The 22,275-nt window shown below is 33.2% G+C and carries 18 protein-coding genes and 3 pseudogenes; 18 read left to right on the forward strand and 3 right to left on the reverse strand.

Annotated elements, in window-relative coordinates:
- Positions 1-152: 152 nt before the first annotated feature.
- Both NSU17_RS12310 and NSU17_RS12315 read left to right on the forward strand, forming a co-directional pair.
- Positions 153-1,406: a TOPRIM nucleotidyl transferase/hydrolase domain-containing protein gene (locus NSU17_RS12310; protein ID WP_340705140.1), complete on the forward strand. Its 1,254-nt coding sequence runs from the start codon at positions 153-155 to the stop codon at positions 1,404-1,406.
- Between the two features lies 1 nt (position 1,407).
- Positions 1,408-3,240, forward strand: a complete 1,833-nt coding sequence (locus NSU17_RS12315; RefSeq protein WP_340705141.1) for an ATP-dependent helicase — start codon at positions 1,408-1,410, stop codon at positions 3,238-3,240.
- 196 nt (positions 3,241-3,436) lie between these two features.
- Here NSU17_RS12315 and NSU17_RS12320 read toward each other — a convergent pair whose 3' ends face one another.
- The gene (locus NSU17_RS12320) at positions 3,437-4,561 is read right to left on the reverse strand and encodes an IS4 family transposase (RefSeq protein WP_339287653.1); all 1,125 of its coding nucleotides are present in this window, start codon (positions 4,559-4,561) and stop codon (positions 3,437-3,439) included.
- A gap of 195 nt (positions 4,562-4,756) precedes the next feature.
- On the opposite strand from NSU17_RS12320, the gene NSU17_RS12325 reads away from it, so the two are divergent.
- The 15 genes and pseudogenes from NSU17_RS12325 (at position 4,757) to NSU17_RS12395 (ending at position 18,369) form a co-directional block, all read left to right on the forward strand.
- The gene (locus NSU17_RS12325; protein WP_340705142.1) at positions 4,757-5,173 is read left to right on the forward strand and encodes a rhodanese-like domain-containing protein; all 417 of its coding nucleotides are present in this window, start codon (positions 4,757-4,759) and stop codon (positions 5,171-5,173) included.
- Positions 5,174-5,855: 682 nt separating this feature from the next.
- Positions 5,856-6,089 carry a hypothetical protein gene (locus tag NSU17_RS12330; protein WP_340435064.1) on the forward strand — a complete coding sequence of 78 codons (234 nt, stop codon included), beginning with the start codon at positions 5,856-5,858 and terminating at the stop codon, positions 6,087-6,089.
- A 161-nt stretch (positions 6,090-6,250) separates the two neighbouring features.
- A complete protein-coding gene (locus NSU17_RS12335; RefSeq protein ID WP_340705143.1) occupies positions 6,251-8,434 on the forward strand; it encodes a copper-translocating P-type ATPase in 2,184 nt (727 codons plus the stop codon).
- 207 nt (positions 8,435-8,641) lie between these two features.
- Positions 8,642-9,010, forward strand: coding sequence for a hypothetical protein (locus tag NSU17_RS12340; RefSeq protein ID WP_340705144.1), 369 nt, complete (start codon positions 8,642-8,644; stop codon positions 9,008-9,010).
- Between the two features lie 118 nt (positions 9,011-9,128).
- A complete protein-coding gene (locus NSU17_RS12345) occupies positions 9,129-9,671 on the forward strand; it encodes a spore coat protein (RefSeq protein ID WP_340705145.1) in 543 nt (180 codons plus the stop codon).
- Positions 9,672-9,967: 296 nt separating this feature from the next.
- The gene (locus NSU17_RS12350) at positions 9,968-10,102 is read left to right on the forward strand and encodes a hypothetical protein (RefSeq protein ID WP_340705146.1); all 135 of its coding nucleotides are present in this window, start codon (positions 9,968-9,970) and stop codon (positions 10,100-10,102) included.
- A gap of 6 nt (positions 10,103-10,108) precedes the next feature.
- Positions 10,109-10,579 carry a redoxin domain-containing protein gene (locus NSU17_RS12355; RefSeq protein ID WP_340705147.1) on the forward strand — a complete coding sequence of 157 codons (471 nt, stop codon included), beginning with the start codon at positions 10,109-10,111 and terminating at the stop codon, positions 10,577-10,579.
- 281 nt (positions 10,580-10,860) lie between these two features.
- Positions 10,861-12,244 (forward strand): annotated as a pseudogene (locus NSU17_RS12360) (MATE family efflux transporter).
- Positions 12,245-12,497: 253 nt separating this feature from the next.
- Positions 12,498-12,827 carry a four-helix bundle copper-binding protein gene (locus NSU17_RS12365; protein ID WP_340436411.1) on the forward strand — a complete coding sequence of 110 codons (330 nt, stop codon included), beginning with the start codon at positions 12,498-12,500 and terminating at the stop codon, positions 12,825-12,827.
- A 671-nt stretch (positions 12,828-13,498) separates the two neighbouring features.
- Complete coding sequence (locus tag NSU17_RS12370; protein ID WP_340436405.1) at positions 13,499-14,431, forward strand: cupredoxin domain-containing protein; 933 nt, start codon at positions 13,499-13,501, stop codon at positions 14,429-14,431.
- A gap of 203 nt (positions 14,432-14,634) precedes the next feature.
- Positions 14,635-14,841, forward strand: a complete 207-nt coding sequence (copZ, locus tag NSU17_RS12375; RefSeq protein WP_340436407.1) for a copper chaperone CopZ — start codon at positions 14,635-14,637, stop codon at positions 14,839-14,841.
- A 463-nt stretch (positions 14,842-15,304) separates the two neighbouring features.
- Complete coding sequence (locus NSU17_RS12380) at positions 15,305-15,808, forward strand: C39 family peptidase (protein ID WP_340436413.1); 504 nt, start codon at positions 15,305-15,307, stop codon at positions 15,806-15,808.
- A pseudogene (locus NSU17_RS12385) lies at positions 15,805-16,017 on the forward strand (pyridoxal 5'-phosphate synthase lyase subunit PdxS); the annotation flags it as partial. The gene NSU17_RS12380 and the pseudogene NSU17_RS12385, both read left to right, overlap by 4 nt.
- A gap of 60 nt (positions 16,018-16,077) precedes the next feature.
- Positions 16,078-16,282, forward strand: a pseudogene (locus NSU17_RS12390) (Type 1 glutamine amidotransferase-like domain-containing protein); the annotation flags it as partial.
- Between the two features lie 563 nt (positions 16,283-16,845).
- Positions 16,846-18,369, forward strand: a complete 1,524-nt coding sequence (locus NSU17_RS12395) for a multicopper oxidase domain-containing protein (RefSeq protein WP_340436409.1) — start codon at positions 16,846-16,848, stop codon at positions 18,367-18,369.
- A 116-nt stretch (positions 18,370-18,485) separates the two neighbouring features.
- Here the strand turns inward: NSU17_RS12395 and NSU17_RS12400 are convergent, their stop codons facing one another.
- Both NSU17_RS12400 and NSU17_RS12405 read right to left on the reverse strand, forming a co-directional pair.
- A complete protein-coding gene (locus NSU17_RS12400; protein ID WP_340705148.1) occupies positions 18,486-19,760 on the reverse strand; it encodes an ISL3 family transposase in 1,275 nt (424 codons plus the stop codon).
- A 523-nt stretch (positions 19,761-20,283) separates the two neighbouring features.
- The gene (locus tag NSU17_RS12405) at positions 20,284-21,408 is read right to left on the reverse strand and encodes an IS4 family transposase (RefSeq protein ID WP_340705149.1); all 1,125 of its coding nucleotides are present in this window, start codon (positions 21,406-21,408) and stop codon (positions 20,284-20,286) included.
- Between the two features lie 728 nt (positions 21,409-22,136).
- On the opposite strand from NSU17_RS12405, the gene NSU17_RS12410 reads away from it, so the two are divergent.
- Positions 22,137-22,274, forward strand: a complete 138-nt coding sequence (locus tag NSU17_RS12410) for a hypothetical protein (protein WP_340705150.1) — start codon at positions 22,137-22,139, stop codon at positions 22,272-22,274.
- Position 22,275 lies beyond the last annotated feature (1 nt).

Raw genomic sequence — 22,275 nt, forward strand, 5'->3', positions numbered from 1 at the left:
GGTTTATTTGAAGGTGTTAAATTATTTTAATGCGACGCTAGTGGAAAATTAACAATAAATTTATAAATACTTTAGGTACCCAATCTTTTTCAAAAATTGCATTAGAAACGGTAGATGTAGATCCTAATAGAATTTTAAATACATTAAAATTAATGATTGGTGAAGAAAAACAAAGACCGACAAGTGAAACAAGTCTTGGAATCAATAACATCCTATATATTTCATTAATTCTCATATCATTAGAGGATAAGACCATTCCTACTTTTCTAAAAAAAGAAAAATATATTGAACTATTAGAGGAAAACGATAGTGAAATACTAGAGGAATGCTATGTGCAAAGTTCTAAAGGTAATTATTTTTTAAAGGATAATTTAGATAATGAATTAATTTCAAAGCTATACTCTTTTATGGATAATTATTACTCTTCTAAAGAGGGTTTTACAATACTTGCAATTGAAGAACCAGAAGCACATTTACATCCAACTTTTCAAAGAATTATTTATAAGGACGTAATGAAAAACAATACTTCTGTGTTAATGACAACCCATTCACCATACATAACATCTGTAGCACCATTGAATTCAATCGTTCATTTACGGACAACTCAAGAAGGAACAGTGATTAATACAACTGCAGACTTGGATTTATCAGATAAAGAAAAACAAGATCTTGAACGTTATATTGATGTTAAGCGAGGGGAAATATATTTCGGTAAAGGAGTAATTCTAGTGGAAGGTATAGCAGAGGAATACTTGATCCCCGCATTTGCAGAAAAACTTGGAAAGCCGTTAGATTTAAAAGGGATTATATGTTGCAATATCAATTCTACTAATTTTAAGCCGTATGTTAGGTTTTTAGATTTTCTAGGCATTCCATATGTATGCATTACTGATGGAGATTATTATATTAACGTAGAAGAAAACGGAGAAATAAAAAGAAAATTCCACACACTACATAATGACTCTTATTCATCGGTGGGGCTGTTAGGGAACGAGAGAATTGGAAATTTATTGATAGAATTAAAGAGAATAGATAGTTCTATTATACCTGAAAATTTTATTGAACAAGACGAGCTTTTTTCAAACTATGGATTTTTTATCGGAAATTACACAATTGAAGTGGATATTATGGAAGCTTGTTCAGATTCAGAAGAAGGAAAAAATATTATTTGTAGTATATTTAATGAGTTAACAACAGGTGGAGAACGTCAAAAAGTGAATTTCAAAAAGGAATTAGATTCCGGAGATTACTGGGCTTGCTTAAGAAAAATTGAAAATAGTGATAATGAAATAGGGAAAGGTAGATTTGCCCAAAGATTATCATTGATGTGTATAAAAGAACATATTCCAATATATATTGAAAAAGCAATTGATCACATATATAGCAAGATAGATGAGGTAAAATAATATGAATAGTACTTATCTAGAAAAGCTAGAACAGATTAAAAAAGATAAAGATCAACTTGCCGCCTTTAATTCGAATTGTAGTACAGTCGTTAAAGCTGGACCAGGTAGCGGAAAAACGACCGTTTTAACTTTAAAGATTATGAAATTATTAAATGAGAAAATTAAATATCCAAGGGGACTAGCTTGCTTAACTTATAATAGGGAAGCAGTTAAGGAGTTTACGAATAGACTATACGAATTAGGATATGTAAAAAGAAGTAATGTTTTTTTAGGGACAGTTCATGCATTTTGTATTGCGGAGGTGATTAGCCCTTTTGCTCATCTATATGATTATGATATTCCAATGCCATTAAAAATTGTATCAGAAAAAGAGAAAAATAAGCTTTTTAATGATATAGTCACACAACTTAATTATGATCCTGAAAAAATTAAAATTCTTGATATGGACAAAGAAAGAACTTTAAGTATCGATGGTATTAGTTCTGTTACAGTTGAACCTTATGATATTGCCTTAAAAGTTGCTAAAGAATATGAAAAACGACTTCATGCAATGGGAATGGTTGACTTTATCGATATTGTAAAATATGCCACTTTGCTCATACAAAAAGAGGAATATGTAAGAAAGTGCTTAGAAGCTAAATTTCCTTGGATTTTAATTGATGAATATCAAGATTTAGGTAAGCCATTACATGAAATGGTTCTTTCATTATTTCATAAAACAAATATAAAAATTTTTGCAGTAGGTGATCCAGATCAATCTATATACGGATTTAACGGTGCAATCCCAGATTATTTAAATGAATTATACTCAAGTCCTAACATTAGGGCTATAGAATTAAAAACAAATTATAGAAGTCATCAGGATATTATTAATGCATCAATAATAGGGTTAAACCAGCAAAATCGCAACTATGTTTCAGGTAAAACGTTTGATAAAGATGCAGAATTTTATTTTATAACTTGTGAAGAAGAGCTGAATGACCAGTATAAGGAAGTTGTATACAGTATTATCCCAAGTTGTCAGCAAAAAGGTATTCCTTTAGAGGAAATTTGTGTTCTAGTTCAAGGAGAAAAACAAATCAAGTCTATGAGCGAAATTTTAGATGAAGCTAATATACCTTATTATATTTCTAAATTTGACTTTAAAAGAAGTGATACTGTTATCTGGCTTGAACAGTGTGCTTCATGGGTTACATCGAAATCGAATGTATCATTTTCCAGTTTATTTGACTACTGGATTCATCTATTACAAAAACACAATCAAGTTATATCTCCGGATAGGAGTATTTTAGAAAGAAAAAGATTATATTCATTATTAAAAGAAAGTGCTAAACACTTTCAATCGTTGTATAATTGGTTAGAATTTTTATTTCAAAATTTAGACCTTTATTCAATTTTACATAATTCTGATGTATATCCTGATGAGGTGGATAATTTGAATACGTTACTAAAGGTTGCTAAAGATGGAAGTTTTCGAGACTATGACATCACTAGGTTTTCCAACCTAGGTAAACCAATAAACCAAGTGACTTTATCAACTAGGCATAGTTCAAAAGGACTTGAATTCGAAGTTGTAATATTATTAGGTATGGAAAAAGGAACTTTTCCGTTTTATAAAAATGAAAATGATCCTGAAAAGTTAGCTGAGGAACGAAGAGTGTTTTTTGTATGTATTTCACGAGCAAAACGGGTATGCTATTTACTTCGTTCAAAAAAATACACCCGCAAGACTAGAAATGGTTATAAAACCTTTTATCCCGGACCGTCTATGTTCTGGGAAGAATTGTATCAAAGTAAACATTTCCAGACTACAGTTAATTTACATTTTAGATAGGAAATGATCACTTTATTTTGGGGAAATGGTTTTTTACAAATTATATTTTTTCACTACCGTCGCATAAATGATGTCTGAATTTTCAGTTTTATTTTTTCTGGACTTTAGAGAAAAAACGAAAACACCTAAGCGAGGGTAGTAAACATCCATTTTTTTACTATAACCTATGACTTGTGCAACAACGACTGGCAAACCTTTATGGGACGCCGTTTCCTTCGATTTTTCGTAACCAAATGTGAGCGGATTTCCACAAAGAAGCCTTCAAATAGCGACTAATTTGTAAGTAACTGCGTTCGCTATTCGTGTTCAACTGAGCTAAAACATTCAGACAGTACACTATCATGGCTACGTACACTTGATTATGTACAGCTTGTTCACTGTGACCAAAAAACTTTTTAATGTTCAGATGTTGTTTCATCCATTTGAAAAAAAGTTCGATTGCCCAACGTGATTGGTAGATTTCTGCAATTTCATCTGCGTCAATGTCAAACCGATTTGTCAGTAAATGAAGCTCATTTCCTTTTGTATCATGCAATTTGAGTAAGCGAAACACGTTTTCAGAACGATTTTGTGGTGTTCCAATGACAACCATTTCATCAGAGAATACGGGTGAATCTTCTGGTAACGAAAAGGATTCTAACACTCGGACAACAGCGTTTTTACGCAAACGGGTCACAAAGAAATAGCCATCTTCCGTCATTTGATCAAAGCGCCCATAATCCAAGTAACCACGATCAAACACGTACATGCATTCTTTGTCATCCACGAATACTTCTAGTTGACCACGATCATGTTCGTTGGCATTCGTGAGTACGGCTTTATCTGGATAGGAGAGTCCTTTTTCCATAAAAACAAGTCGTAAGTGAAGCTTTACTCCTGATTTTGTTTTTCGAAACTCTGCCCACTTATGATTGGTCAAATTAAGCGGTAATGTACTCGAATCAATGATTTTCAAAGGCGTTGTCACTTTTCTTCTTGTTTGGAAATTGGTTTTCCGATGAATTTGTGCCACTAAATCGAGAAAAATCGTTTGAAAGAACTCAGTTGGGATGGTATTGATTCGTCTCCCTAACTGTGAAAAACTAATCGATTCCAATCCCGTTGCTCGTTGTAATTCTTCTAAAAAGACAGCGTCACTCAACGCCCGTAAACTCTCGGTTTCATGGAGTTGGGCATACAAAAGCAGTTTCATAAATGAAGCCATATAAAGCTTCTTGGTATAGTGATTTAATTGATGTGTTTTCACTAGGTCGTCAAATAATGGACGATTAATCGGTGAAAACCATTGTTCAAATGATGTTTTTCGTGTAAACTTATCCATAGTTTCGTCCTTTGTATTGGATTTGGATGGTTTACTACCACCCAACCATTATAAAGGATTTTTTTGTGTTTGGATTATATTTCAGAAAATTCGGTTTATTTGAAGGTGTTAAATTATTTTAATGCGACGCTAGTGATAAGATTTACTAAAAGAAAATGATTAGGATATAAGGTATTCTAGCGAGGAGCAGTGTAGATGAAAAGAAAAAATAAGCTTACGATTTTGTTTGGATTGATAGTAGTTACTTTTATTGTGATAGCGACATCCTTATATGTGTCATCAAATAAGGATTCTGAAACTATTTTTGAATTACAAACAGTGGATACTAAAACGCTTACTAAAATGATTGATAGTAAGGAAAATATGGTTATTGTTGATTTAAGGGAACCCGAACTATTTGCCACAAGTAGAGTTCCCGGTGCTATAAACATTCCTTTTGATGAAATTCAGTCAAGATATACCGAGTTACCTAAAGATAAGGATGTTATCTTTGTTTGCCATACAGGTCGTATGGGGACGGAAAGCGGAAATCTTTTGTTAGAAAATGGTTATAAGAACGTTTTTAACCTCGAGGGAGGTATTGCTGAATGGACAGGGAATCTAGAAAAATAGCAGAAAAGAGGAAATCATGCAGAAAACTACGAAAACAACAGTCCAGCCTAATAAACAACAACTTCTTAACCGTTTAAAACGCACTGAAAGTCAAGTGAGAGGTGTTCATTAGATGGTTAAATTGTAATTTTGCCTATTCAAGATGCAGAGTCTTGAATAGGCTTTATTTAAAAAACGAACTTTTATAATAACATCATTTTGAGTCTTTTAAATAGAAAGCACATTAAAGACTTTTTAATCTATTTAGCTAAAAATTAATGTAAGATTCAATTGTGTAGATTCACTTGAATTGCTTCATCAAAATAATATCTTTTGTTTCTGTTTGATCGTAAAGAATAAAAGAATCTGAGCGAATGGGTTCTTTGAATGTAAATGTTGTGTACTGCTGTTTATTGTCTGTACGTAATTTAGCAGTATCCTATCCTTTGTATTACTTTATTATTAACAGAGAATTACTGGGGATTCATAGAGATTTTAAAATTCAGTAATTGATTCAATTTATTTTTATAATTCGTATCAAAAGACTAACAATATGAAATAAATTCTGCTTAAGATGCACTTTGTAAAGAAGGCTATTTCTACAATTTGATAGTTTTTGCATATATTTGTAATATACTATTTATGTAAAAAACTAGTAATAATTAAAATAATTTCTCAATCGACGGAGGAAATGAACCGAGAAATGGGTAATATATTACAAGCAGCGGAAAGAATGGCATTAAATGTTGAAGAAATATCTCTTACAATAGATCAAATTTCTACTTTAGCAAGGAGAAATACTCAATATTCTATTGATGTTTCCTCCTCAAGCCAAGATCAACTAGTTGCAATTGAAGAAATAACTAAATCAACAGAATCGTTATCAAATATTGCTGAAGATTTAAGGGAATCAACAAAAAAGTTTACAGTTATTTAAAATTCTTGAATCATAAATAAAGTTCGAAAAATAGCCAATAAATTTCCAAATAAGTGATTTGAATATACCCATACATGGTATATAGTATTAATATAAATACAAGAAGGTTGTAGGTAGTTTTTCTTAATCTTCCTAAATCAGCTATAAGGAGCGTGATAGTAATGAGGAACGATAATGGAGATGGTAAACAAAATCATAAACATCACCATTCAAATCCAAGTGAACATGAACATCACAATAAAAGTGAGCATGTCCATGGTGGGCATAAGGGACATATTGCACATGATCATAGTAAACATCCAGGGCATGAACTTCATAACCACGATGTACATGATCACAGCAAACATTCGGAACACCAAAATCACAGCCATGGTGGACATGATCATGAAGGAGGACATGACAAACATCATGGCCACTCGATAGGAGAATTTAAGAAACGTTTTTGGATCTCATTAGTTCTAACAATACCTATTTCATACTTATCCATGATGGTTCAAATGTTATTTGGGTATGAAGTCAACTTTCCAGGAGATACATTTTTATTATTCTTACTTTCTACAATAGTTTTTTTCTATGGAGGAAAGCCTTTTTTACTCGGTGCATGGAGTGAAATAAAAGACAAAGCACCTGGTATGATGTTGCTGATTTCGCTAGCAATTGTCACTGCCTACGTATATAGCACTTTAACAGCATTCTTTATTGAAGGTAGTGACTTTTACTTTGAGTTAGCTACTTTGATTGTTATTATGCTACTAGGTCACTGGATTGAAATGAAATCTATAATGGGAGCTTCAAAAGCATTAGAAGAGCTAATAAAATTAATGCCTAAAGAAGCACACAAAATAGATTCATCAGGAAATATTATTGATGTTTCTGTAGAGGATTTAAAACCAGGTGATCAAATCCTTGTTAAACCTGGAGAAAAAATTCCGCTTGATGGAAAAATATTCGAAGGTCATTCAACAGTTGATGAATCAATGTTGACTGGGGAATCAGTTCCTGTAGAAAAAACTATGGGAATGGAAGTTATTGGTGGGTCCATTAATGGTGAAGGCATTCTAAAAATAAACGTTAGTAAAACAAGTAGTGAAACATATCTTGCTCAAGTTATCCAATTAGTAAGTGACGCAGAAAAAACGAAATCTAAAGCACAAGGATTCGCTGACACTGCTGCAAAATGGTTATTCTATGTTGCGATTGTTGCAGGTATTATCACACTCGCATATTGGTGGTCAACTGGTGACTTTGATACTGCTTTAGAGCGAATGGTGACCGTATTAATTATTGCTTGTCCTCATGCATTAGGTTTAGCTACTCCACTAGTAACATCTAGATCAACATCTATTGCTGCAAAAAACGGCTTGTTAATCCGTAATCGTACCTCTTTTGAAAGTGCTTTTAGAATCAATTGTATTGTATTTGATAAAACTGGTACATTAACTGAAGGTAATTTTGGTGTTACAGATATACATCCAACTGTAGGTATCAGTGAAGAGGAACTATTAAAACTAGCGTACTCAGTCGAAACGCAATCTGAACACCCGATTGCAAAAGGTATTGTAAAAGAAGGTAAGAAACGAGATTTAGAACTATATAAAGTATCCAATTATCAAAACCTAACGGGTAAAGGACTTGTTGCGAAAATTAATGATTCTGAAATTGCCATTGTTAGTCCGGGTGTATTAAGAGAAAATAATATTTCCTTTGATATAGAAACTTATGAAAAACTTGCACAACAAGGGAAAACAGTTATTTTCGTATTAAAGGATAATGCGCTTCAGGGAATGATTGCATTAGCAGATGTTATTCGAGAATCATCTTATAAGGTTATAAAAGAATTAAATAATCTTGGAATTGAAACTGTCATGATGACTGGTGATAATAGTCGCGTAGCGCATTATGTAGGTGAAAAGCTTGGAATGACAAAGGTGATTGCTGAAGTATTACCACATGAAAAATCAAATAATCTGAGAGAATTAAAAGAGAGTGGCAAAAAAGTTGCGATGGTTGGAGACGGTGTAAATGATGCACCAGCTTTAGCTGAAGCGGATTTAGGTATTGCTATTGGAGCGGGAACAGATGTTGCAATTGAAACTGCAGATGTTGTCCTAGTTAATAGTAACCCAGTAGATATTTTAAGCACTTTAAAACTTTCTAGGGCAAGTCGGATAAAAATGATTCAGAACTTAATTTGGGCTGCAGGATATAATATTATTGCCATCCCACTAGCAGCAGGGGTTCTTATTAGTGCAGGTATTGTGATCACACCGGCAATTGGGGCTGCGGTTATGTCATTAAGTACTATAATCTGTGCGATTAATGCTCAATTATTGAGAATTGACTAATTTGGTAAATAATCACAATAATTTCGCAAGAAGATTTTCTAAATATGTATGTGGAATAAATATGGCAATTGAAAGTATCAAAAAAATTCGCTTAATAAACATTTTAGGCGAATTTTCTTTCATTATTTTTAATATGAATATTAACCCTCTATTTATGGTTATTCAGCAATAATGAACAAATACTAACAAGAAAAAAGAGGTGAGAACATGTGTATAAATAACGACTTTATCGAAAATCATTCATATCAAGTATTTGAGGAAATACGTAAAAATTCTTTGTACAACGTAGCGAGAGTGGAATTTTCAGAGGGTTATTGTTGGGAACCTCAATTTCAAACTTCACAATTTAATAGTAATGACCTTATTACTAAAATAATTCTAGAAGATGAGAATAAAAATTATTTTACTGTTAATCCTGATGACTTTGGCTTAAGGTTTGCAAAGGGAGAGATTAATTATAAAGAATATCTAAAATTTCAAAAAGTAGATGACATTAAATGGATAGGATATTCAATTCTGGGAGTTGGGATTTTGATAGCTATGATGTTTACAATGTATGTTTATTTCATAAATTAATGATTAAGAAATAGCCTTGTTAATCTATTATTAGCAAGGTAAGCGTAAAATAACGCCCACGTGTTTTTTCGTGGGCGTTATTTTACGCTTACTTAAATGAGTATGAGGAGAAGGAGGTATGGTTTTGATTATCAAGTCAATTGAACTTGGGTTAATGGCTGAACATTTAACAGCCCATAAGGAAATACTGACAAAGCTTAATAACTACTATTGCATTGCTCAAGAGCCGGAATTAAAGAAAATTATTCATGATCAATTCATTATTATGCAGAACCATGTAATTGTAATGTTAATGTTAATTGATCCAGAAATAAATGCAAGTATAACTGTTGCAGACCTACAAAAATATCAGCCTGTTGAATTTAATTGTAATGAAAGTAGACTTTTATTAAAGGACAAAGACATTGCTTTAGAAGGCAAGAATACTGCAAAATCAATGTCGGAAGACAATTATATGTCTGCCTTAAGAATGGAAACCCCCAACATAAGGCATATTCATATACACATGGCTTTACAGCAAGCTACCCTGCAAGAGAGATATAGCAATCTTATAAAAAGAAAAAAATGGATCGATATGCCAAACGCTACTTTAAGCGAACAGAAGAGAATTTTAAGTCATTTTAAAGCGATGTATCAATTAACTAATTACGCTCAGCGCTAAATTTTTGTAGGAGTAAGCATGATAAGGTGTGCCCGATTTTTGTGTACGAAGAGAAAAAAGAAGGCACACCAATACCTTTCACACTATATAAACTTTAACATTTTTAAACATTCAGTTTGCAAAGGTTTCGCTATGATAAAACCACCGATTACTCAGTTTAAGGCCTAGATATAGAAAGCAAAAAAATGGTTAGCCTCTTATGACTTCGCGTGAGGAAAAAGGAAGGAAGTTCACCACCAAAACTAGCGAGAGATTCTGTAACTATTAACTAAAACTATACATAGGGGGTATTATTTATGTTGAAAAAATTCATATCTATTATTTTCATTTTAATATTAATTTTTGTTATTTTTTTTGAAGAAAATACCTTTAATAAAACAGTACAGGTTAATGAACAAGGTATCTTAAATGAAACTCCCAAAAACTCATAAGATGAAATGACTGAAACAAGCTTAACTGGGTCCGACAAAATCTCTCAAACAGTTACGTTTGCTCCAGAATTCACATTAACAGATTTGAGTGGTGCAGACGTTAAGCTTTCTGATTTTAAAGGTAAAATCGTTATTTTAAACTTTTGGGCCACTTGGTGTCCACCGTGTAGAGAAGAAATGCCTGCTATGCAAAAGTTTTATGAACAGAATAAAGAAAACGGAATTGAAATTGTTGCCGTTAATCTAACTAACATTGATAATGGTGTACAAGCAGTTGAATCATTTGTGCAAGATTATGGTTTAACTTTCCCGATACTATTAGACAAAGATGGTGTTGTTGGAAATACGTACGGAATTTTAACACTACCAACTAGTTATATTCTAGATCCTAAAGGTGGTGTTATTCAAAAGATCATTGGTCCAATGAACGAACAAATGATGACCGAAATAGTTAATTCAATACAAATGGACGAGTAAGAACACAGGGAATAAACTACCCTGTGTTTTTTTATTTGTAACTTCCAATGCTTTCGAAATAGAAAACAGAATCACTATAGTCTTTTGTGGAAATACTAATAGAAGTTAGAAAATCTTTTTATGAAACATTATTGGCTCTAAGATAATTCGGTAACTACATGAAAAAGAAACACTTTTTATAAGCCTTTCCTCGAGGAATGTGAATTGCAAAGGAGAAGTAATCTGTGAAAGAACATCAAGATACTAGCAACGTCCTATCCCCCGCTTCTGACAAGGCAAGAATAAAACTTGTTATTATTCTTGCGGTACCAGCAGTTATAGAGAACTTTTTTCAAACTGCAGTTGGATTCGTGGATATCTATTTTGTATCAAAAATAAGCCTTGCTGCTGTTTCAGCAGTTGGCGTAACCAATGCAATCTTAGCAATTTATTTTGCTTTATTTATGGCGATAGGAGTAGCAGCAAATGTTAGGATTGCAAATTTTCTTGGCGCCAATCTTCCGGAAAAAAGCTCGCCATATAGCTCAGCAGTCTATTTTACTAGCGGTTTTATTTGGAATTCTTACGGGTTTATTAACACTCATTTTCGCGGAACCTCTCCTAAAGCTGATGGGAATAGAAAATGATGTTTTGGAAATTGGTGCTTTTTACTTTAGAATTGTTGGTATTCCATCGATTTTTATGTCGCTGATGTTTGTCATGAGTGCTATTTTAAGGGGTGCTGGTGATACCAAATCTCCTATGTATGTCAGCATCATAATCAATATCGTACATGCATTTCTTGATTACGTATTCATATACGGTCTTTTATTTATTCCCGAGATGGGGATTGTTGGCGTAGCATTTGCTACTGTCTTCTCAAGAATGCTTGGAAGCATACTCTTGCTGTTCTATATTAATCGTTCAAAAGCCCTTTCTTTCAGGAGAGACTATTGGAAACCAGATAAGTCACATCTAATGGAACTTACAACACTGGGAGCGCCGGCAGCTGGGGAAAGGTTAGTGATGCGGGCAGGACAGATTGTTTATTTTGGTTTTATTGTCGCTTTAGGAACTAATGCATTTGCTGCACATCAAATAGCGAGTAATGTGGAAGTATTTTCCTATATGATTGGGTACGGTTTTGCCACGGCTGCAACCATTCTGGTAGGACAACAGATTGGGGCCAAAAAATTTGATGAGGCAAAACGTTATGCAATGCTAACAGTCTATCTTGGCTTTGGAACAATGGCTATATTTGGTGCAATACTCTTCTTTCTAGGTGACTGGGCTGGAAGCTTCTTTACCGATGATCAGCTTGTCATCAATGATATTAGTATTGCATTGAGGATTTCAGGAATGTTTCAACCCTTTTTGGCGGTTCTTCTAATTCTAACAGGAGTATTTCAAGGTGCCAATAATACAAAATTTCCCATGTACCTTACGGCTGTTGGTATGTGGGCTGTCCGTACTATTTTGGTATATTTCCTCGCCATTAAATTGGAACTGGGTTTAGCAGGAGTTTGGATTGCCATAGGTATTGACATAGTTTTTCGAGCTATTGTTTTAGTAGTTCAATTTTTAAGAGGGAAATGGATGGCACTCGAGAAGGTACCAGAATTAGAAGCACACTGCCATCCACAGACCACTAAAGAAAATATGTCAGCATGTGCAAATAACTACTAATAAATCATGATTAAATCATGTTCTGTTTGAATTAAGAAATAGAAGATAGCTCTAATTGCCCTTTATTAAAGGAAATAAAGGTAAGGATGGATGAGACAATATTAGTTTAGACGTCCTAGTGTATTTGGAGAATTTTTTTCGAATTATCTAAGGCAAAATTGATCAGCGAAGTAGTTATGTCTAGTTTAAAAATAAGAGCATTGAACATAATAATTTTGTTTAAAAAAATTATAGGAGGTAATTGATGATGAACATGAGCATGAATTTAGAAGAATGTATTAAAGCTTGCCTAGAATGTATGGAGGCTTGTAATGGGTGTTATGATGCGTGTTTAAAAGAAGAGGATGTAAAAATGTTAGCTGAGTGTATCCGCTCTTTACGTGAATGTGCAGACATTTGTGCTTTTGCCGCGAAATCAATGCAATCAGATAGCCCATATATAAAACAAATTTGTCAAGCCTGTGCAGAAATTTGTCAAGCGTGTGGTGATGTATGTAAAAAACATGAGCATCATGAACACTGTAAACAATGTGCTGAATCTTGCTACAAATGTGCAGAAGTTTGCAGAAAAATGGCTGTATAATTTAATAATTAAAGCAAATTAGAAAATGCATGAATTAAAATGCTTGAGGGTAGAAAATACCTTCAAGCATTTTGTTTAAGAGGAATAGCTATTCCGCATAAACATAGACATTAAAATGTAACTTCCTACCTAAATCAAAAACCCCATCTGCTTTGCTAGTTTTCTGATTTATTACTATGGGGTATTCCAATGCCATTATTTGTTTGGGAGTTCTATTCACAGAATCCAAGTAAAGTTAATGCCATTTGGGAAGGGGGGGTTTGCTTCCATGTCTCATGAAATATTTGGAAAGAAAGAACGAACGAACACGGGATGTTCCCTCATGTAATAAGACTCTTATTCCCACCACATATTATTGAGAAAACAACCATAGGATGGGGTAAAGGACAGAAGGACAAGATTTGTAGATCAGTCAGCCCTTACACTAATTACAAGTCAAGCATCTGGAGATGTATTTAATAAACATATTACTCCATATGGAACATAAAAAAGCGTGTGCAGGGTTATGATTTAAATCACTGAGAGATAGTACAGAACATGCAATTTACCTATATAAAAATTGGAATAATACAAATTATTTCTATGTAGTAATAATAATAATTAATAGAGATGCATACCTATAAAGGGTATATAATATATATATATATATATATATATGAAAGGATGGAGATGTGGACTACTATCAGACATTTATTTTAATTTCACTTCTCGTATTAACATTAATAATCACAATTTTATCAAGCAAAATGAAAAATGTGATTACCCCAATGCAAGGTATGAGTATTACGATGTTTTTTAGCATGAATCTCGGATTAACTGCTGGTATTCTCCTTGGAGGTTACCTACAAGGTAATTTATTTCAATCGACAATTCTTTCAATTATTATAGGAGTGATAGCTGGATTATTATGTGGTATTAGCTTTGGTACAATTTCTTGTTTAGAAGGAATTATGTCTGGTTTAATGGGTGGAATGATGGGCGCTATGTTGGGAGAGATGATAAATGGAGAGCAGTTAATTCAATTAGTAAGACTATTCTTAATACTAACTATTTCAACAATATTTTTATTTGTAATTTTCCCCAATAAACATAATCAAAAGAAGATTAATAATAAGATTTGGCTACTTAAACCATTACTACTTGCAATCATAATATCCTTTTACTTATTTGGTGTGGTTTCTTTTGCTGAGAATAAAGTAAATTTAGAATCTAATTCGCCCTTACATAATGAGCATACACAGTCAAAACCTTCAGAGGTTGATGATTCAAAAGAAATAATTATAAAGACAGTCGATATGAAATACTCGCCATCAAATTTTGTTTTGGGAAAAAACCAGCCAGTTACGCTTATTCTGAAAAATGAGGATACTATCGAGCATGATATTGAATTGAAAATTCCAAATACTAATAAAATGGAATCTGGAGGTAATCATGGAAATCATGGAAATCAATCGAATCAAGAAAATATCATTCATCTTCATGTAGGACCTAAAGAAGAGCAGTTGATTAGTTTCACACCTACGGAATCTGGATTATATAAATTCGTTTGTACTGTCCCTGGGCATAAAGAGTCAGGTATGGTTGGTTGGATTACGGTAAACTAAATGGAGGTAGGACTTTTGAAATAAAATTTATAAAATAAAGGTTAATTCTTCATATACTCGGTTGCGTTAAAAGTGTAGCAAAAAAAACCTTCTTGAAACATTTATGAAAGAATGTGTTGTTGATTGTATATAAAAAAGGGGTTTAGAAGTTTTAGATGCATACTTGTCACAAATTAACAAAAAAATAAAAGGAGAGAATAAATATGGGAAATGTAACATTAAACGTAAACGGAATGTCATGTGGTCATTGTGTAAAATCGATTGAAGGTAGTGTTGGATCGTTAGATGGTGTTGAACAAGTAGAAGTTGATTTAGGCGCTGGTAAGGTAAATGTTGAATTCAATGATCAAAAAGTAACACTAGAAAAAATAAAAGAGACAATTGATGATCAAGGATATGATGTTGAGTAAAAAGGATTTAGGGTGCTGATATTAGCACTCTATCTTCTTAAAATCATACCCCTTAACGATAAATAAGGGTTTTGTTAGTATCCATCATGGTCCTCTTCAGTGAACATGGAGTTAGAATGTACAGAACAGGTGAATACAGAACCGATAGATTCCACTGTGGGGTACTAACAAGATGGATCAGATAATCAAAGCTCTTGTTCCGTTGGCGCTATCCTCGCTAGTAAATTGTATTGTCATGTCACTGAGTACCACGTGGGGTCAATTCCTTTTGCTCTCTTCCACATCAATATTCGAATACCCTAAATAAGCCCATGCACCAGATGTTTTAAAATGTACATTTTTTAATAATTTGATGATAATTATCCTTTCTTTCATAATTTCTCCATAATCATTTGTTAAATTATAAAAAAAGTATATTGAAAGTGGTAATAAAATGAAAACAAGAAAAATTGCTATCTCTTTAATGGTTACAGCTTTACTTAGCGCTTGCACAAACAAAGTAGAAAAAAATAACAACGATTCAAATAAACTGACTGTATTAATAGTTGAATACTCAAGTGGAACACCTCTTGATAAATTATATGTAACTTTACTTGATGACGAAGGGAATATACTAGATTCAAATGTAAGTACTGATGAGGGGAAAGTTATTTTTAGTAACTTAGATGAAAACGAAGAGTATTTAATACAAGTTGGATTATTTGAAAATTTTAAAACGGGAAAGTTTATTACTGAAAAAGAAATTACATATACGCAAACTAAACAAAATGTAATTGTACAAACAAACGCTGCAAATAGTGAACAATCATTAGCAGTACCTTCATTACTTCAAACTCCAGAATTACCAAATGGATGTGAAATAACAGCTCTTACAGCGGTACTCAATTATTATGGAGCAGCAACTAACAAAATGGAAATGACTGATCAATATTTACCCAAACAGCAATTCAAATATGTTGGGAACTAATGATGGAACTTGGAGCAGATGGTGTGTTTGTTGGCTCTGGTATATTTAAATCTGAAAATCAATTTGCACGTGCAATTGTCGAAGCAACAACACATTACAGAGACTATAAACTTATTGCTGAAATTTCGAAGGAACTTGGAACCCCGATGAAAGGGATTGACATTGCTACACTAGATGTAAGTGAACGTATGCAGGAGCGTGGCTGGTAGTATGACAAAAAAATAGGGGTCATGGCATTACAAGGTGCTGTAAGAGAACATATTCACTAAATTGAATCTCTTGATTGTGAAGCTATTGCAGTAAAGACAATTGAAGATTTGAATTGTTTTGACGGTCTAATTTTACCTGGTGGTGAAAGTACAACAATGGGCAAACTGTTAGATTGCTATCACTTATGAGCCAATACACACATTGGCACAACAAGGAATACCGATGTTTGGGACTTGTGCAGGTCTTATCTTATTAGCAAAAGAGTTTATGGATTTCGAAACTAATATCAAAAAAATCGAAGATTTGAAGTATGTAAAGCAAGTTTATTGTTAGGGTTAGCGGTTGGTGGAAGCTAATGTTTATGTATTCTTACTATAGTAGCCAAGTTGTAGGTTTATTAAGATTTGGCCGGTTAAAAAGCCGATACTGTTGTCTATTTAATAAGGGTAGCAATGCGGATAGCTCTCGTTCCTTTGGGAATGGGGGCTTTTTAGTTACTCACTTTATTGCAAATAATGTGATACAAAGAGGAGTGAAATGAATCCAAAAAAGCTGCCAAGTTTGTATTTCATATTTATTCACCTCAAAAACTATATGTTTGTAGGTTCGCTATTATTTAATATAAAATATAAAAAATATGAGCTAATTTATAATATTTTCAGTTAGTGATGTTTGTAAAAATAACTCTATACTCACTATATTTTAAATTACATTATGAATTTTTTGTGAACTTAATAAAATCTCCCATATCATAATTTGATATGTGCATAATTTCTCCATAATTATTTGTTACATTATTTTTGTAAACAAATTAAGGAGGAATCAGCATGAAATCCAAGTTATGGATAACTGCATTAATAGCCAGTGCTGTAATTACAACTGGTTGTAGTGCAAATAATACAAATTCAGATTCAGAAGAAATGGATCATTCCAACATGTCTGAAGAGGAAATGAAGAATATGGAGGGGATGGATCATTCCAACATGGATATGGAAGGGATGGATATGGAAAACGGCCATGCAAGTCATACAAATCCATTAGAACTAAATAATTCGACAGGTGAAAACGAACTAGCCCTTCCACCATTAGTAGAAGCTAATGATGGAGTTGTTGTTATTACTGCTCAACAAGGTAAAACTGAAATTTTTGAGGGTGTCCAAACTGACACATATGGATATAATGGTTCATTCTTAGGACCAGTTATACGTGTAAGTGAGGGTGAAACTGTAACATTTAGAACGAAAAATGATTTGCCTGAACCGACAACATTCCACTGGCATGGCTTAGATATTCCGGGTGAAGGTGATGGTGGTCCACATCAACTTCTACAACCAGGTGCTTCAGAAGATGTAAAATTCACTGTAAGTCAAGGTGCCTCAACTCTTTGGTTCCATCCACATCCAGTAGGTGCTACAGCTGAACAAGTATATAAAGGTTTAGCAGGTTTAATTTATATCGAAGATGAAAACTCAAAAAGCCTAGGTTTACCATCCGAATACGGTGAAAATGATTTTCCACTAATATTCCAGGATAGACAATTTACTGAGGACAAACAATTTGATTACCAAGCGGTGCGTAATGAAGATGGCACTATCGGCGATACAATGTTAGTAAACGGAACCCTTAACCCAAAATTGACAGTAGGAAAAGAGAAAGTACGCTTACGATTATTGAATGGTTCAAATGCTCGTGACTATACATTTAAATTAAACACAGGAGATTCATTCCAACAAATTGCAACAGATGGTGGATTCTTAAATGAACCAACTGAGATGTCAGAAATTACATTAACACCTGGAGAACGAGCTGAAATTATTGTGGATTTCTCTAAATATGATGCATCAAGCGATGTAGCCTTAGTGAACGAAGCCGATTCTATCTTATTGCCATTTAAGATTGATGAACAAAAAACAAATACAGTAAAAATTCCAGAAACATTAAATGATTATGTAGTAACAGAAGAAGAAAAAAATCTACCTGTTACGAAAAAACTTGAATTATTTGGTATGGGTGAAATGGTCTATATAAATGACAAACAATTTGATATAAACCGTATCGATTTCACTCAAAAACAAGGAGAAACAGAAATTTGGGAAATTTACAATAAACCTGATAAAATGGGTGGTATGTTACATCCATTCCATATTCACGGAACACAATTTAAAATTGTTTCAATAGATGGAAAAGAACCACCTGTTGAATTACAAGGATGGAAAGACACTGTTGCAATTGAACCAGACCAAACAGTGAAGCTAGCTGTGAAATTCAATAATAAAGGGATCTACATGTTCCACTGTCATATTCTTGAACATGAAGAAAACGGTATGATGGGACAAGTTGAAGTTTTATAACTTTATCCACTGTTATATAAAAAAACGGTTCTTTGTCAAATGGAGTTGGTGAATAAATTTTAGTGACATTATTTGGTAATATGTAATCGGATGGCTTAGGGGAAATTAGGGTTCCCCTAAGCTGTTTTTATTTTCGCTAAGTTTTGGGTAATGAATATTCGGTTTCTAAAGTGATAGAAGGATCGATAACCGAAAGAAATGCGTTTCATCACTTTGATTTTGTTATGAATCCCCTCTAAAATGCCGTTGCTATAATCATATTTCAACGTATTCTCCACGTAATTTATGTATTTGTTGATTGTCTTGATGGCGGTTTTCATATAGCTGGAAACGCTGTTCTGTTTATTCGCCAAGGTTTTCTTCAAGAGCTCAAAGTCTTTGGTTTTGATGCAATGTCGAACGTATTGGTATAACTCATAGGACGCTTTTAATTCAGAATCTAAATCAATGAGATAGTGGAGAATCTCCACCTCACACATATGCTTTTTAAAGCAACGATGATATGTATAGTTCTTATAATCAAGTTTTGTTTGATCTTTCAGAAGGAGCTTCCAGTATTTTTTCAATTTATTGTAATTCTTTTTATCCCGATTCATGACGTTGATGCGCGTTTTGTTTAAAGCTCTGCTAAATAGTTGGAGGATATGGAATTTGTCGAGTACGATTTCCGCTTTAGGGAAAACTTCTTGGATTAAGGAAATATAAGGGCTGTACATATCGATGACAATCGTTTTTACCGCATCTCTCGCCTTCTTGGAATACCGTAAGAAATACTCTTTGAGGACATGTAATCTCCGGTCCTCCACGATATCCACAATCTCCCCCGTTTCAGAGTCGCAGAAAATAAAGGACATCGCTCCAGCTGCGGATTTCACTGATTTAAACTCATCAAAACACAAATGCTTTGGAAGGTAGTGAATATTTGGTTGATAGTAGCTATAAAAGCTGTCAATGACACGACTGACAGTGGCATGAGAAACATGATGTTTCATCGCAATATCTTTTTCGGAGATTTTATCTTTGGCGTTTAAAGCAATCGCTACTTTGGTATTGTTGGAAATACAACAGTTTTTAGCCACGACGCTCGTTTTTAAAGTAAACGTGGCATGACAATGTTTACAGAAATAACGCTGTTTACGCAATTTTAAGTAGGTATGAAAACCTGAAATGCTAGGCATTTTAATGAGAGACGTTTTAAAACCGTGTTTAATGATTTGATCATCAAAGACATGTCCACAAGTATAACAAGCTTTTGGTTGATACGTTAACGTCCCATGAAAGACTTTCGCTTTTACTTTTTTGATCGTTTCGGTAGAACAAAAATTTTCATCAAATGTGATATTTTTGTCTTTTATATTGAGTAGGTTTCGTATAGAATGATGGTGAGACATGTGACACAACTCCTTTGGGAAATGTGGTTTTGTTCGATTACATTTTACCAGAGTTTGTCACATGTCTCATTTTTTTGTGTAAAAAAATGATGCTGGTTGTATCCACCAACACCAAATATTATAGAGCCAAAAATAAAATATTGTGAAAAATAATTAATCATTAGTAAAATTCTACAAAAATTTGAATTAAGTGCTAAATCTATTGTAGAATTTGTTATAATAGGACTAGTATAATAGTTACATGATACATGATAAGGAGAAAAATATTTGTATATAATGACGACAAAAATGGTTTTTTGCTCGTGATCTGCATAGTTGTTGCCGCCCTGTCATTTTAATCAATTTATACCTATATATAAATTTTATTATCATTTTTATCACTAGCGTCGTATAAATAAGTTTTGAAATTTCAGATTTTATTTTTCTGGAAAATTAGCGAAAAACGAAAACACCTAAATAAAGGTAGTGAACATCCATTTTTTACCTATAGCTTAAGGCGAGTGCAACAACGACAAATCAACCTTTAAGGAACGCTCTTCCCTTCGATTTTCCGTAACCAAATGTGTGCAGATTTCCATAAAGCTGCTTTCAAATATCGACTTATTTGTAACGTACTTCGGTCACTATTCGTGTTCAACTGAGCTAAAACATTCAGACAGTACACTATCATGGCTACGTACACTTGATGATGTACAGCTTGTTCACTGTGACCAAAAAACTTTTTAATGTTCAGATGTTGTTTCATCCATTTGAAAAAAAGTTCGATTGCCCAACGTGATTGGTAGATTTCTGCAATTTCATCTGCGTCAATGTCAAACCGATTTGTCAGTAAATGAAGCTCATTTCCTTTTGTATCATGCAATTTGAGTAAGCGAAACACGTTTTCAGAACGATTTTGTGGTGTTCCAATGACAACCATTTCATCAGAGAATACGGGTGAATCTTCTGGTAACGAAAAGGATTCTAACACTCGGACAACAGCGTTTTTACGCAAACGGGTCACAAAGAAATAGCCATCTTCCGTCATTTGATCAAAGCGCCCATAATCCAAGTAACCACGATCAAACACGTACATGCATTCTTTGTCATCCACGAATACTTCTAGTTGACCACGATCATGTTCGTTGGCATTCGTGAGTACGGCTTTATCTGGATAGGAGAGTCCTTTTTCCATAAAAACAAGTCGTAAGTGAAGCTTTACTCCTGATTTTGTTTTTCGAAACTCTGCCCACTTATGATTGGTCAAATTAAGCGGTAATGTACTCGAATCAATGATTTTCAAAGGCGTTGTCACTTTTCTTCTTGTTTGGAAATTGGTTTTCCGATGAATTTGTGCCACTAAATCGAGAAAAATCGTTTGAAAGAACTCAGTTGGGATGGTATTGATTCGTCTCCCTAACTGTGAAAAACTAATCGATTCCAATCCCGTTGCTCGTTGTAATTCTTCTAAAAAGACAGCGTCACTCAACGCCCGTAAACTCTCGGTTTCATGGAGTTGGGCATACAAAAGCAGTTTCATAAATGAAGCCATATAAAGCTTCTTGGTATAGTGATTTAATTGATGTGTTTTCACTAGGTCGTCAAATAATGGACGATTAATCGGTGAAAACCATTGTTCAAATGATGTTTTTCGTGTAAACTTATCCATGGTTTTGTCCTTTGTATTGGATTTGGATGGTTTACTACCACCCAACCATTATAAAGGATTTTTTTGTGTTTGGATTATATTTCAGAAAATTCGGTTTATTTGAAGGTGTTAAATTATTTTAATGCGACGCTAGTGACAGAATATAAATGTAAAATATAGCTAATTTTTTCATTTTGTTGTTATAATTATTTTAGCGACTTCTCTAATAACAACAATATAATTTCTATAAGAATCGATAACAATAAATGTAAAAATTTATTAAAGTTAATTCAAATTTATATATGTTGAGTTGAGGAGGATAAACATTAACTGAATTACAGAAATTTGTAAATAGTGGGGCAAAAGAGCAAGAATTACAAAAGTTTTAAAAAATGATTTGTCTGTATTTGCAAAAGCATATGCAAATCCTTCGGATGAATTTATTTGTTTTTCTTAGTTACCAATAGGGACAACAGGAAATGTTGACTTTACAGTATTTACGCATAGATCATTTATGTCTGTATATTAAATAGAAGTAAAAGGAGCTGATTTTAGTTTAATTAACAATATTACAAGCAAGAGTGCTGTTTTTAATTCAAAAATTTTAGAGGGATTTGATCAGATAATTAGAAGAAATGCTAATGCTTTGGCAAACGAATTGAGCTTTAATAAAGAAATGCATGATTTCAGTGCAACAGTCAGGAGTTCAGAAATATAATCCTTTACTATGTAGTAAAGGTAGATTAACTGTGGATAGTGCTAAACCAATAAGAATTTATGGTGTAGTTATTGGTGGTAGACGAAATATTGAGTTACAACATATAGAAGTTCAAAAAAGAAAAGAATGTATGAATGCTTTAAAAATTGATATCAAAATAGAATCATGAG

Origin of the sequence: Ureibacillus sp. FSL K6-2830 (genome assembly GCF_038004145.1) — a bacterium.
GTDB lineage: Bacteria > Bacillota > Bacilli > Bacillales_A > Planococcaceae > Ureibacillus > Ureibacillus thermosphaericus.

Bases quoted from the DNA above. Each gene is read 5' to 3' on its own strand.
- NSU17_RS12330 (WP_340435064.1), top strand. From the start codon at position 5,856: ATGGGTAATATATTACAAGCAGCGGAAAGAATGGCATTAAATGTTGAA.
- NSU17_RS12335 (WP_340705143.1), top strand. From the start codon at position 6,251: ATGAGGAACGATAATGGAGATGGTAAACAAAATCATAAACATCACCAT.
- NSU17_RS12315 (WP_340705141.1), top strand. From the start codon at position 1,408: ATGAATAGTACTTATCTAGAAAAGCTAGAACAGATTAAAAAAGATAAA.
- NSU17_RS12320 (WP_339287653.1), bottom strand. From the start codon at position 4,561: ATGGATAAGTTTACACGAAAAACATCATTTGAACAATGGTTTTCACCG.
- NSU17_RS12380 (WP_340436413.1), top strand. From the start codon at position 15,305: ATGGTTACAGCTTTACTTAGCGCTTGCACAAACAAAGTAGAAAAAAAT.
- NSU17_RS12350 (WP_340705146.1), top strand. From the start codon at position 9,968: ATGTTGAAAAAATTCATATCTATTATTTTCATTTTAATATTAATTTTT.
- NSU17_RS12325 (WP_340705142.1), top strand. From the start codon at position 4,757: ATGAAAAGAAAAAATAAGCTTACGATTTTGTTTGGATTGATAGTAGTT.
- NSU17_RS12365 (WP_340436411.1), top strand. From the start codon at position 12,498: ATGAGCATGAATTTAGAAGAATGTATTAAAGCTTGCCTAGAATGTATG.
- NSU17_RS12395 (WP_340436409.1), top strand. From the start codon at position 16,846: ATGAAATCCAAGTTATGGATAACTGCATTAATAGCCAGTGCTGTAATT.
- NSU17_RS12355 (WP_340705147.1), top strand. From the start codon at position 10,109: ATGACTGAAACAAGCTTAACTGGGTCCGACAAAATCTCTCAAACAGTT.
- NSU17_RS12345 (WP_340705145.1), top strand. From the start codon at position 9,129: ATGGTTTTGATTATCAAGTCAATTGAACTTGGGTTAATGGCTGAACAT.
- NSU17_RS12405 (WP_340705149.1), bottom strand. From the start codon at position 21,408: ATGGATAAGTTTACACGAAAAACATCATTTGAACAATGGTTTTCACCG.
- copZ (WP_340436407.1), top strand. From the start codon at position 14,635: ATGGGAAATGTAACATTAAACGTAAACGGAATGTCATGTGGTCATTGT.
- NSU17_RS12310 (WP_340705140.1), top strand. From the start codon at position 153: ATGATTGGTGAAGAAAAACAAAGACCGACAAGTGAAACAAGTCTTGGA.
- NSU17_RS12400 (WP_340705148.1), bottom strand. From the start codon at position 19,760: ATGTCTCACCATCATTCTATACGAAACCTACTCAATATAAAAGACAAA.
- NSU17_RS12340 (WP_340705144.1), top strand. From the start codon at position 8,642: ATGTGTATAAATAACGACTTTATCGAAAATCATTCATATCAAGTATTT.